This window comes from Micromonospora sp. NPDC000442 (assembly GCF_042898635.1).
In the GTDB taxonomy this organism is placed as follows: domain Bacteria; phylum Actinomycetota; class Actinomycetes; order Mycobacteriales; family Micromonosporaceae; genus Micromonospora.
Map to the genome: position 1 here is coordinate 443,706 of NZ_JBIAYZ010000003.1, position 11,695 is coordinate 455,400.

At 71.8% G+C, this 11,695-nt stretch carries 10 protein-coding genes; 4 read left to right on the forward strand and 6 right to left on the reverse strand.

Annotated elements, in window-relative coordinates:
• Positions 1–43: 43 nt before the first annotated feature.
• A complete protein-coding gene (locus ACFY2A_RS06990) occupies positions 44–916 on the reverse strand; it encodes an aldo/keto reductase family oxidoreductase (RefSeq protein ID WP_387169452.1) in 873 nt (290 codons plus the stop codon).
• A gap of 124 nt (positions 917–1,040) precedes the next feature.
• Between ACFY2A_RS06990 and ACFY2A_RS06995 the strand changes: the two genes are divergently transcribed.
• Positions 1,041–1,472: a helix-turn-helix domain-containing protein gene (locus ACFY2A_RS06995; RefSeq protein ID WP_363917374.1), complete on the forward strand. Its 432-nt coding sequence runs from the start codon at positions 1,041–1,043 to the stop codon at positions 1,470–1,472.
• A gap of 35 nt (positions 1,473–1,507) precedes the next feature.
• On the opposite strand, the gene ACFY2A_RS07000 is transcribed toward ACFY2A_RS06995, so the two are convergent.
• The 5 genes from ACFY2A_RS07000 to ACFY2A_RS07020 all read right to left on the reverse strand — a co-directional run bounded on the left by ACFY2A_RS07000 (position 1,508) and on the right by ACFY2A_RS07020 (position 8,117).
• Positions 1,508–2,386: a hypothetical protein gene (locus tag ACFY2A_RS07000; RefSeq protein ID WP_387169455.1), complete on the reverse strand. Its 879-nt coding sequence runs from the start codon at positions 2,384–2,386 to the stop codon at positions 1,508–1,510.
• A 134-nt stretch (positions 2,387–2,520) separates the two neighbouring features.
• On the reverse strand, positions 2,521–4,620 hold the full coding sequence (locus ACFY2A_RS07005) for a 3-hydroxyacyl-CoA dehydrogenase NAD-binding domain-containing protein (protein ID WP_387169458.1): 2,100 nt from the start codon (positions 4,618–4,620) through the stop codon (positions 2,521–2,523).
• Between the two features lie 50 nt (positions 4,621–4,670).
• A complete protein-coding gene (locus ACFY2A_RS07010) occupies positions 4,671–5,885 on the reverse strand; it encodes an acetyl-CoA C-acyltransferase (protein ID WP_363917380.1) in 1,215 nt (404 codons plus the stop codon).
• 262 nt (positions 5,886–6,147) lie between these two features.
• Positions 6,148–7,467 carry a ribonuclease D gene (locus ACFY2A_RS07015; protein WP_387169460.1) on the reverse strand — a complete coding sequence of 440 codons (1,320 nt, stop codon included), beginning with the start codon at positions 7,465–7,467 and terminating at the stop codon, positions 6,148–6,150.
• A 77-nt stretch (positions 7,468–7,544) separates the two neighbouring features.
• Entirely contained in the window at positions 7,545–8,117 is a 573-nt protein-coding gene (locus ACFY2A_RS07020) for a DUF3000 domain-containing protein (protein WP_387169462.1), read from the reverse strand.
• 192 nt (positions 8,118–8,309) lie between these two features.
• Between ACFY2A_RS07020 and hemE the strand changes: the two genes are divergently transcribed.
• The 3 genes from hemE to hemQ are packed head-to-tail and all read left to right on the forward strand — an operon-like array spanning position 8,310 to position 11,529.
• Positions 8,310–9,416, forward strand: a complete 1,107-nt coding sequence (gene hemE, locus ACFY2A_RS07025) for a uroporphyrinogen decarboxylase (protein ID WP_387169464.1) — start codon at positions 8,310–8,312, stop codon at positions 9,414–9,416.
• Positions 9,417–9,421: 5 nt separating this feature from the next.
• The gene (gene hemG / locus ACFY2A_RS07030; protein ID WP_387169466.1) at positions 9,422–10,831 is read left to right on the forward strand and encodes a protoporphyrinogen oxidase; all 1,410 of its coding nucleotides are present in this window, start codon (positions 9,422–9,424) and stop codon (positions 10,829–10,831) included.
• Positions 10,828–11,529: a hydrogen peroxide-dependent heme synthase gene (hemQ, locus tag ACFY2A_RS07035; protein ID WP_363917390.1), complete on the forward strand. Its 702-nt coding sequence runs from the start codon at positions 10,828–10,830 to the stop codon at positions 11,527–11,529. The genes hemG and hemQ overlap by 4 nt, the downstream gene beginning before the upstream one ends.
• The last annotated feature ends 166 nt before the right edge of the window (positions 11,530–11,695 follow it).

Here is an 11,695-nt window from a genome sequence, read left to right on the forward strand (position 1 = left end):
AGCGGCGGGGTGCCGCCGCTCCGATGTCAGTCCTGCTTACCGATCAGCGGCCGATGCCGTCCAACGCGGCGATGTCCTCGGCGGACAACGAGAGCCCTGCGCCGACGATGTTCTCGCGCAGGTGTGCCACCTTCGACGTACCGGCAATCAGCAGGATGTTCGGTGAGCGCTGCAACAGCCAGGCGAGGGCGACGGACATCGGTGTCGAGCCCAGTCGGGCGGCGACGGCCGAGAGCGCCTCGGACTGCACCGGCGAGAAGCCACCGAGAGGGAAGAACGGCACGTAGGCGATGCTGTCGGCGGCGAGCTGCTCGATGAGATCGTCGTCGTGGCGGTGGGCGAGGTTGTACATGTTCTGCACGCACACCACCGGGGCGACGGCCCGCGCCTCGGCGACCTGCTCTGCGGTGACGTTGCTGACGCCGAGGTGACGGATCAGGCCCTCCTGCTGGAGCGCGGCGAGCGTCTCGAACGCCTCGGTGACCGAGCCGGGCTGGGGGCCTTCGGCGTCACCCATGCGCATGTTGACCAGATCGAGGGTCTCGACCCCGAGGGAGCGCAGGTTCTCGTGGACCTGCCTGCGCAGATCCTCGGGTCGGCGGGCCGTCGGCCAGCCGCCCTGTGCGTCGCGGTTCGCCCCCACCTTGGTGGCGATGACAAGTGATTCCGGATAGGGATGCAGTGCTTCGCGGATCAGCTCGTTGGTGACACGCGGCCCGTAGGCGTCGCTCGTGTCGATGTGGGTGATTCCCCGGTCGACCGCTTCGCGGAGCACGGCCAAAGCGCCCTCGCGGTCGGCGGGCGGCCCCATCACCCACGGGCCGGCGAGTTGCATGGCCCCGTACCCGAATCGGGTGACGGCCCGGTCGCCAAGCATCCAGGTGCCGCCGGAAAGGCAAGTAGTGCAGGTGCTCATCGTGTCGCTTCCTCGCTGGAGACGGTGGCATGTCTTGCTTGCCTGCATCATCCTTGGAGAGCAACTTCCCATCGGGAAGTAGGCACTTCAGAGTGCGTAACGCCCCACCAGCGAGAGGACAGCAATGACCACGATGAGGGCGGCTCAGCGCCAGGCGCAGGCCAAAGCGGACTACAACGCGTTCCTCGCAGCCTGCCCCAGCCGCCAGCTGCTCGACCGGATCTCGGACAAGTGGGTCGTGCTGATCCTGTGCGCGTTGGGCGGTGACGCGGCTCCGCAGGGTCCGGGTGCGCCGAGAGCGATGCGTTACTCCGAGCTCGCCCGCCTGCTGACCGGGGTCAGTCAGAAGATGCTGACCCAGACCCTGCGTTCGCTGGAGCGTGACGGGCTGCTCACCCGAACGGTGACGCCCACCGTCCCGGTCACCGTTTCCTACGAGCTGACCGACCTCGGTCTCTCGCTCCACCGCATGACACGCGAGATCAGGTACTGGGCCCAGGCACACATGAGCGAGGTCCTCGCCCACCGGGACGACTACGACGCAGCCACCTCATGACGCGCTCGTGTCCGCTGCACTGTGGTCGGTCGTGATCAATCGCGTTGCTGGATCTGACCGCGAATGGTCACGAACTCGGCCTGGGCGTCGGCGCGGGACGAGAAGAACAGCACGATCAACCCGACGCTGCCCCGGTCGGCCCAGGCGCAGACGCCGAGCGGCACGCCCTCCGTCTGGCCGTCGCCGCAACTGGCCTCCCCACCGAGCGGACCCGCGTCGATCGAGGTCATGTTGCGGAGCGCGATGCCGGCGGTGAGGCTCTGGACAGCCGCGTCGAGTTCCTGCTTCGGGTCGGACATCAGACCGGACGCACCCGCGATCATGACGAGGTTCTCGCCGGTCGGGCTGCCGTAGAACGCGGCGACGGCGCTTGTCTCATTGCTCACCGTGGACCTGATCTCGCTGAGCATCTCGTCGGCCGCCTGCTGCAGCTCCGGCTCGGTGAGCTTGGGGCGGCCGGCCACGGTGGCCGGGGCGACCATCCGGGTCCGGGAAGCGTCCACGGCCTCGCTGACGTCATCCTTGACCGCGAACCAGATGGCGGTGCCGCCACCGCCGCAGAGCACCAGCAGGACCGCGAGGACGATCAGCACGATCATCCAGACGCGGAACTTCTTCTTCGGCGGACCGGCCTGCCCTGGGTCGACGGGCCCGGAGGCGGCAAGCCCGGGACCCGGCAGCCCCGGACCAGTGGGGTACGGCTGGCCGGGTGGTGGGTAGGCGCCGGGCGGCGGGTAGGTGCCGGGTGCCAGTTGGCCGGGTTGCTGCGGCGGCACCGGCTGGGCGCCGGCCGATGAGTACGGAGCGGGACCTGGCTGGGGGTACGCACCGGGGATGGGGTTCGGGTACGTGCCCGGGGGCGGGTACGGCCCGGCGGCCGGTGGGTTCTGGTGCTCGTCCGAGGGATGGGACATGCGGTCAGCTCCTGGGTTCGGGTGGACCGGTCATCGTAGCCAGGCGGTTCATCCGCACCCGCAGCACCACGAGAAAGCGATTCGCGGTGGCCACCCTCGTCGGGTGACCACCGCGAATGGTGACGTCAGGCCGCTCAGTCGGCCAGGCTGGCCGCCCCGCGCGGCAGGAACCGCCGGCCGGTGACCCGCTCACTCGTGCCGGTCCGGTCCAGGTACGGCGTGACACCGCCCAGGTGGAACGGCCAACCGGCACCGAGGATCATGCACAGGTCGATGTCCTGTGCATCGGCGACGACGCCCTCGTCCAGCATCAGCCGGATCTCCTGCGCCAGCGCGTCCAGCGCGTTCTGCCGTACCTGCTCGTCGGTGAGCGGCTGGTCGCCGACGACCAGCAGCTTCGCCACCTCAGCGTTGATCTCGTCGTCGACGACGATCGGCTGGCCGGAGTCGGCGATCCGCTTCAGGTTCTCACTCACGCCGAACCGGTCCGGGAACGCGGCGTGCAGGGTGCCGCCAACGTGGTACGCGACCGCCGGGCCGACCAACTGAAGCAGGGCGAGGGGACGCATCGGCAGACCCAGCGGGTCCAGTGCCCGGTTCGCCACCTCCAGCGGAGTGCCGGCGTCGACGGCGGCGAACACGGCACCGAGGAAGCGGGTGAGCAGCCGGTTGACCACGAACGCCGGGGCGTCCTTCACCAGCACACTCGACTTCTTGAGCTGCTTGCCGACCGCGAACGCGGTGGCCAGGGTGGCGTCGTCGGTCCGTTCGCCCCGCACGATCTCCAGCAGCGGCAGCACCGCGACCGGGTTGAAGAAGTGGAAGCCGACCACCCGCTCCGGGTGCTCCAGCTCCGCGGCCATCTCCGTGATCGACAACGACGAGGTGTTCGTGGCGAGGACCGCCTCCGGCTTGACGATCTTCTCCAGCTCGGCCCAGACCTGCTTCTTGACGTTCAGGTCCTCGAAGACGGCCTCGATGACGAAGTCACAGTCAGCGAACGACGTGAGATGGCCGGGTGCCGACGCGGCGAAGGCTTCTGCCTTTGGCGAGCCGGACACCAGGCCGTACAGCTTCGCGGCGGTGCCCTTGTCCATCCGGCCCTTGCTGACGGCCTTCTCGATCTGGGTGTGCACATAGGCCACGCCCTTGTCGACCCGGGCCTGGTCCAGGTCGGTCAGGACGACCGGCACCTGAAGGCGGCGGGCGAACAGCAGCGCCAACTGGCTGGCCATCAGGCCGGCGCCGACGATGCCGACCTTGGTGACCGGCCGGGCCAGTCCCTTGTCCGGCGCGCCGGCCGGCCGCTTGGCCCGCCGCTGCACCAGGTCGAAGGCGTACAGCCCGCTGCGCAGTTCCTCGGAGAAGACCAGGTCGGCCAGGGCCGCGTTCTCGGCGGCGGTGCCGGCGGCGAAGTCGGCGTCCTTCGCCGTCTCCAGCAGGTCGAGCGCCTTGTACGCGGCCGGTACCGCGCCGTGCAACCGCTGGTCCAGCGTCTGCCGGGCGAAGTACAGCACGCCGGCCCACATGTCCTTGTCGACCTCGGGCCGGGTCACGGTGACCTCGCCCCGGACGACGCCGGCGGCCCACTCCAGGGACCGCTCCAGGAAGTCGGCCGGCTCCAGCAACACGTCGGCGATGCCCAGCTCGGCGGCCTGCTTCGGCTTGAGCATCTTGTTCTGCATCAACGGGTTCTGGATGATCACCTGGGTGGCCGCCGGGATGCCGATCAGGTTCGGCAGCAACTGGGTACCGCCCCAGCCCGGGATCAGACCGAGGGAGACCTCCGGCAGCGCCAGCGCTGCCGCGCCGGCCGACAGGCTCCGGTAGTGGCAGTGCAGGGCCAGTTCCAGACCGCCGCCCATGGCGGCACCGTTCACGAAGGCGAAGGTCGGGATCTCGCTGTCCTTGAGCCGGGCGAAGACCCGGTGACCCAGCCGGCCGATCTCCAGCGCCTGCTCGCGGTCCGCGAGCTGCGGCAGGCCGGTGATGTCCGCGCCGACACAGAAGATGTACGGCTTTCCGGTGACCGCGATGAACGCCGGGTCGGCCGCGAGCGCGGCGCTGATCGCCTCGTCCAGGCTGGTCAGACCGGCCGGGCCGAAGGTGTTCGGCTTGGTGTGGTCGAATCCGTTGTCGAGAGTGATCAGGGCCGCCGGCCGGTCCAGCCCCGGCACGTTCACCTGCCGCAGCAGGGCCTTGGTGACCACCTCGTTCGGTGCGGTGAGGCTCACTGAGTCTCCTTCGTTCCCGACTGCGGGGCTCGCAAGCTCACTCCTCGCGCTCACTTGTCTCCACCCTCCGCCTGCGCGGACCCGGTCCAGTGCGGGTTCTCCCAGATGACCGTGCCGCCCATGCCGATGCCGATGCACATGGCGGTGATGCCGTAGCGGACCTCCGGGTGCTCGGCGAACTGCCGGGCGAGCTGGGTCATCAGCCGTACGCCGGAGGAGGCGAGCGGGTGACCGATGGCGATCGCGCCGCCCCACGGGTTGACCCGCGGATCGTCGTCGGCGATGCCGAAGTGGTCGAGGAAGGCCAGCACCTGCACGGCGAACGCCTCGTTCAGCTCGAACAGGCCGATGTCGTCGATGGTGAGGCCGGCGATCCGCAGCGCCTTCTCGGTCGACGGGATCGGGCCGACGCCCATCACCTCCGGCTCGACGCCGACGAAGCCGTACGACACCAGCCGCATCGCGACCGGCAGGCCCAGCTCGCGGGCGGTGGCCTCGTCGGCGAGCAGGCTGGCGGTGGCGCCGTCGTTGAGACCGGCGGCGTTGCCCGCGGTTACCTTGCCGTGCGGGCGGAACGGGGTCTTGAGGGTGGCGAGCTTCTCCATCGAGGTGTCCCGGGGAGCCTCGTCCACCGTGGCCAGGCCCCAGCCGTTCTCCTCGTCGCGGATCGCCACCGGGACCAGGTCGTCCTGGAGCTTGCCGTTGGCGTACGCCTTCGCGGTCTTCTGCTGGGAGGCGAGGGCGAACGCGTCGGTGCGCTGCTTGGTGATGTGCGGTACCCGATCGTGCAGGTTCTCCGCGGTGGAGCCCATCACCAGCGCAGACGGGTCGACAAGCTTCTCGGCGATGATGCGTGGGTTCGGGTCGACGCCCTCACCCATCGGGTGGCGGCCCATGTGCTCGACGCCACCGGCGATCGCGATGTCGTAGGCGCCCATGGCGATGCCGCCGGCGACGGTGGTGACGGCGGTCATCGCCCCGGCGCACATCCGGTCGATGGCGAAACCCGGAACGGTCTTGGGCAGCCCCGCCAGCAGCGCGGCGGTGCGACCGATGGTCAGGCCCTGGTCGCCGATCTGGGTGGTGGCGGCGATCGCGACCTCCTCGACCCGCTCCGGCGGCAGTTGCGGGTTACGGCGCAGCAGTTCGCGGATGCAGCGGATCACCAGGTCGTCGGCGCGGGTGTTGGCGTACATGCCACCCGCCTTGCCGAAGGGGGTGCGGACGCCGTCGACGAAGACGACATCCCGGACTTCACGGGGCACGATGAGCCTCCTATTCGACCACGATCCGGTCGTTCGCGTCGCAGCCGACGCGGCGGACCGGACAAAGGTCGCCAGCACTGGCGTTTCCCCGATGCTACTCGCCAGTAATAACCCCGCACCCCACCTCCCCCCTGTAACCCACCCCACACCCACCCCACCCCTGCGGTGATCAAGAGGTTTGCGTCGGCTGCACGGCCTGTCGCCGACCAAAACTTCTTGATCATCGAGCAGAGGCGGGCGGGGGGTGGGGTGGGTGGGGTGGTTAGGGGGTGGGGGTTAGGGCGGTGGGGAGGTGGGGGAGGAGGAGGGTGATCTGCCATTCGCGGGCGTGGTGGGCGCGCAGGGCCTCGGCGACGGTGGCTTCGGTGATCTCGTCGGGGGGTTCCCAGGCGATCCGGCGGATGGTGTCGGGGGAGATCAGGTTCTCCGCGGGCAGGTTGTGCTCGCCGGCCACCCGCAACACCACCTCCCGGCAGCGGGCCAGGCGGGCGGCGGCAGCCGGGTCCCGTTCCGCCCACCGGTGCGGTGGGGGCGGGCCCTCCACCGTCGGCGCTACCGGCAGGGCGTCGTCCGGCAACTGCCGCGCGTCGTCGAGCGCCGCCAGCCAGGTACGCGCCAACCGCCGCACCGAGCGACCGCCGAAGCCGGGCAGCGTGAGCAGTGCCTTCTCGTCCCTCGGGTCCAGCTCCGCCGCCGCGACGATGGCCGAGTCGGGCAGCACCCGACCCGGTGCCGTGTCCCGCCGGGCGGCGATCTGGTCCCGGGCGTACCACAGGGAGCGGACCCGGGCCTGTGCCCGCGCGCCGCGGACCCGGTGGATCCCGGACGTCCGTCGCCATGGTTCGGCGCGTACCCGGGGCGGTCGGGCGCCGTTCAGCACGAGCGCCGCGAACTCCTCCGCCGCCCATTCGGATTTCCCCTGCCGGGCCAGCTCCGCGTCGAGCGCGTCGCGCAGGTCGGTCAGCAGTTCGACGTCCAGGGCGGCGTAGGTCAGCCAGGACTCGGGCAGCGGCCGGCTCGACCAGTCCGCCGCGGAGTGGTGCTTCTCCAGGCTGAACCCGAGCACCTGCTCGGTGAGTGCCGCGAGCCCCACCCGCTCGAAGCCGGCCAGCCGCGCCGCCAGCTCGGTGTCGAACAACCGGCGGGGCCGCAGCCCCAGCTCGGCGAGGCACGGCAGATCCTGGTTCGCCGCGTGCAGCACCCACTCCGTCTCGGCGATCACGGCGTCCAGGGCGCTCAGGTCGGGCAGCGGCAGCGGGTCGATCAGTACGGTGCCGGCACCGGCGCGACGCAGCTGTACGAGATACGCGCGTTGGCTGTACCGGTAGCCGGAGGCACGTTCGGCGTCCAGGGCCACCGGCCCGGCACCGTTGGCGAACCGCGCCACGACCTCGGCGAGCTGCTCCGGGGCGGCGACGGGCGCGGGGGTGCCCTCGCGGGGTGCGGTCAGCGGCACGGACTGGCCGCCGGTGGGCTCGGACCCCACGTCCGAGGGCTCCGACCGCGCCGATGGCGGGTGCTGCGTGTCGTTTCCCGTACGGCTTGCGGCGGCCCGACGGTGCAGGGGTGGTTCGTCGGTCACCTGACAACCCTAGTGCGCGAGTGGATCGAGTGCCGCCACCCGCCCCGCCGCGTGTCGGCGGAGTGGTTCGGGCGGGCTCAGCCGGTGGCGGCGGGGCGGCGCTCCGGCAGGGCGGTGACGCCGGGCGGCGGCAGGCCGGCGGTGGAGGCGAGCAGCGTGCACCAGGCGTACAGGTGCGCGGTGAGGTCGACGCCGGTCGGTGTCCAGGAGGCGCGGATCTCCACGTCGCCGGCCGCGGGCGGGCCGGCCAGCTCGCCGAACCGGGTCGACATCGTCTGCGTGATCGTCCCGCCGATGGCCCGGTACCCCGCGTCCTGGGCGTCGAGGGCGTCGGTGAGCCAGGTCCACCCCACCCCGGGCAGCAGCGGATCGGCGGCGAGATCGACCTCCAACTCGGCGGTCACATAGGTGACCAGCCGCAGCGTGCCCTGCCACGCCTCGTGCCCGGCCGGATCGTGCAGCAGGATCAGCCGCCCGGAGGCCACCTCGTCACCGTCGCGCAGCACCGACGCGGAGAGCGCGAAGGAGTAGGGGGCCAGTCGCTGCGGTGCCCCCACCTCCTCCAGCAGGATCTCCGGCCGGGGCGTCGCCGACCGGAGCCCCGCGACCGCGCGGGCGAACGTGTCGGGAAGCGCGATCGGGGGGCCCATGTCCGCAGCCTATTCCGCCGCCCGGGTCGGGGCTGCGAGGCGCGCCGACGATCACCCAGGGCTCCACTGACGCAGACCTCGCCGGCCGTGATGAGCCCGCCGTGAGGGCGACCAGACTCGGCGAGTACCCGCAACCTGCCTACGTCACAAAGGTGGCGGTGGGCGCAGGACGTCGATAGACCGCGTGGGACGATGGCCGCGATGACCACCGACACCACGGGCACCGCCGCCCGAGACGACGAACCCCGCCCCGGCGGGCCCGCCGATTCGCCCTTCGTGCGGGCGTGCCGCCGTCGGCCGGTCCCGCACACCCCGGTCTGGTTCATGCGCCAGGCGGGCCGGTCGCTGCCGGAGTACCGCGAGATCCGGGCCAACGTGGCGATGCTGGAATCGTGCCGCCGGCCCGATCTGGTCACCGAGATCACCCTTCAGCCGGTACGCCGGCACGGGGTGGACGCGGCGATCCTGTTCAGCGACATCGTGGTGCCGGTGGCCGCCGCCGGGGTCGACCTGGACATCGTGCCCGGCACCGGGCCGGTGGTGGCCGAACCGGTGCGTACCGCCGCCGACGTCGAGCGGATCCGGCTGATCGACCGCGACGACGTCGGCTATGTCGACGAGGCGGTCCGGATGCTTGTCAAGGAACTGGGCGACACTCCGCTGATCGGCTTCGCCGGGGCCCCGTTCACGCTGGCCAGCTACCTGGTGGAGGGCGGCCCGTCGCGTACCCACGCCAAGACCAAGGCGCTGATGTACGGCGAACCCGAGCTGTGGCACGCCCTCGCCGGTCGGCTCGCCGAGGTGACCCTGGCGTTCCTGCGGGTGCAGATCGAGGCCGGCGTGTCGGCGGTGCAGCTGTTCGACTCGTGGGCCGGCGCGCTCTCCGAGGCCGACTACCGCCGGTTCGTGCTGCCCCACTCGACGAAGGTGCTCGCCGGGCTCGCCGACGCCGGGGTGCCCCGCATCCACTTCGGGGTGGGCACCGCCGAACTCCTCGGCGCGATGGGCGAGGCCGGCGCCGACGTGGTCGGGGTCGACTGGCGTACGCCGCTGGACGTCGCGACCCGCCGGATCGGACCGGAGCGGGCCGTACAGGGCAACCTCGACCCGACGCTGCTGCTGGCCCCGTGGCCGGTGGTGGAGACCGAGGTGCGCCGAATCCTGGAGCAGGGCCGGGCCGCGCCCGGGCACGTGTTCAACCTCGGCCACGGTGTGCTGCCGGAGACCGACCCGGAGGTGCTGACCCGGGTGGTCGCCCTGGTACACGAGCTGTCCGCTCGACCGGTCGACCGGGGCTGACCGTCATGGCGACGCGGCGGCGGGTGGCGGTGGTCGGCGGCGGCATCGCCGGCCTGGCCGCCGCGGTCCGGTTACGCGACCGGGCTCCCGCCGAGGTCGACATCACCGTGTACGAGCAGTCCGGCGCGCTCGGCGGCAAGCTGCGCACCGGCGAGCTGGCCGGCGGGCCGGTCGAGTTCGGCGCCGAGTCGTTCCTGATGCGCGACCCGGCCGGCGGGGAATCCGCAGCCGTCGCCCTGGTCCGCCGGCTCGGCCTGGCGGGACGGATCGTGCACCCGACCGTCGGGCAGGCGGCGCTGGCCGTCGACGGTGGGCTACGCCCGATCCCCGGCGGCACGCTTGTCGGCGTACCCGGTGATCTGGAGAAGGTGGCGGCGGTGGCGCGGCCGACCCCGGAGGCCGACCGCGACGGCGGTGGGCCGCTGCTCGGCACCGACCAGGACGTCTCCGTGGGCGCGCTGGTCCGGACGAGGTTCGGTGACGAGGTGGTCGACCGGCTGGTCGACCCGATGCTCGGCGGGGTGTACGCGGGCCGCGCCGACGACCTCTCCCTGGTCACCACCATGCCGGCGCTGGCCCGGGCCGCCCGGATGGAACACACGCTGCTCGCCGCCGTGCGTGCGGCGCAGGCCGCCACCCCACGCGCCCCCGGCGACCCGGTCTTCGGCACCCTTGACGCAGGGCTGAGCACCCTTGTCGACGCGGCGGTGGCGGCCAGCGGCGCGACGATCCGCCGCCACGCGGCGGTGCGCGAACTCACCCCGACCGGCGCCGGCTGGCGGCTGACCGTCGGTCCGACCCGCGACCCTGAGCACGTCGACGTGGATGCGGTGGTGCTGGCGGTGCCGGCCCGGCCGGCGGCGCGCCTGCTCGCCGACGTCGCCCCGGAAGCGGCGAAGGAGATCGGCGGGCTGGACTACGCCAGCGTCGCGCTCGTCACCCTTGCGCTGCCCGCACCGGTGCTGCCGGAACTCTCCGGTTTCCTGGTGCCCTCCACCGAAGGGCTGCTGGTCAAGGCGTCCACCTTCTTCACCACCAAGTGGGGGCACCTGCGCCGGTCGGACGGGCTGGCCCTGGTACGCGCCTCGGTGGGCCGGTACGGCGACGAGGAGCAACTCCAGCGTACCGACGAGGACCTCGCCGCCACCGTGCACCGGGAACTGTCGGCGGTGCTGGGCGCGCCGCTGCCCGCCCCGGTCGACGGGCACGTGCAGCGCTGGGGCGGCGCGCTGCCGCAGTACACCCCCGGTCATCTCGACCGGGTCGTCGCCGCCCGGTCGGCGCTGCGGGCGGCACATCCGACGCTGCGGCTGGCCGGCGCCGGCTACGACGGGGTCGGCATCCCGGTCTGCGTCCGCTCCGGTGAGACGGCGGCTGAGGAGATCATCACGGCACTGGAAGGATCGGGGAGATGACCGAGCAGAGCAACGCGGCCCGACTGAAGGAACTCAACGACACCATCCGCTACACCATGTGGTCGGTGTTCCGGGCCAGCGCGCCGCTGCCGTCGCTGCGCGACAACGTCACAGGCGAGGTCGAGTCGCTGATCGAGGAGTTGGCCGGCAAGGACGTGGTGGTACGCGGCACCTACGACGTGTCCGGGCTGCGCGCCGACGCCGATCTGATGGTCTGGTGGCACTCCTCGTCCAGCGACGCGCTCCAGGACGCGTACCTGCGGTTGCGGCGGACCGCCCTGGGCCGGGCGATGACTCCGGTCTGGTCGCAGATGGCGTTGCACCGGCCGGCCGAGTTCAACAAGAGCCACATCCCGGCGTTCCTGGCCGGCGAGGAGGCCCGCGCCTACCTCTGCGTCTACCCGTTCGTCCGCTCGTACGACTGGTACCTGCTGCCCGACGCCGAGCGTCGGGAACTGCTCGCCGAGCACGGCAAGATGGCCCGTGGCTACCCGGACGTACGGGCCAACACGGTCGCCTCCTTCGCGCTCGGCGACTACGAGTGGATGCTCGCCTTCGAGGCCGACGAACTGCACCGGATCGTCGACCTGATGCGTGACCTGCGGGCCTCTCGCGCCCGGCTGCACGTCCGCGAGGAGGTTCCCTTCTACACCGGCCGCCGCCGCTCGATCGCCGACATCGTCTCCGCACTGGCCTGAGGTTCCGGCCCACGCCTGGTGCTGACGGCCCGTCCGGCCGTCCCGGCTGAGCCGGGCGGGGCCGCGCCAGAGGGAGTGTGGCGCGGCCCCGGCCGGGGTCAGGTGGTCGCGGTGCAGGTCACCGTCGGTGTGTTCGTGCTGCTGCCCGAGGCCAGGGAGCCCGACC

Coding starts and splice junctions, on each gene's coding strand:
- ACFY2A_RS06990 (WP_387169452.1), bottom strand. CDS start 916: ATGAGCACCTGCACTACTTGCCTTTCCGGCGGCACCTGGATGCTTGGC.
- ACFY2A_RS06995 (WP_363917374.1), top strand. CDS start 1,041: ATGACCACGATGAGGGCGGCTCAGCGCCAGGCGCAGGCCAAAGCGGAC.
- ACFY2A_RS07000 (WP_387169455.1), bottom strand. CDS start 2,386: ATGTCCCATCCCTCGGACGAGCACCAGAACCCACCGGCCGCCGGGCCG.
- ACFY2A_RS07020 (WP_387169462.1), bottom strand. CDS start 8,117: ATGGGCCCCCCGATCGCGCTTCCCGACACGTTCGCCCGCGCGGTCGCG.
- hemE (WP_387169464.1), top strand. CDS start 8,310: ATGGCCGCGATGACCACCGACACCACGGGCACCGCCGCCCGAGACGAC.
- hemG (WP_387169466.1), top strand. CDS start 9,422: ATGGCGACGCGGCGGCGGGTGGCGGTGGTCGGCGGCGGCATCGCCGGC.
- hemQ (WP_363917390.1), top strand. CDS start 10,828: ATGACCGAGCAGAGCAACGCGGCCCGACTGAAGGAACTCAACGACACC.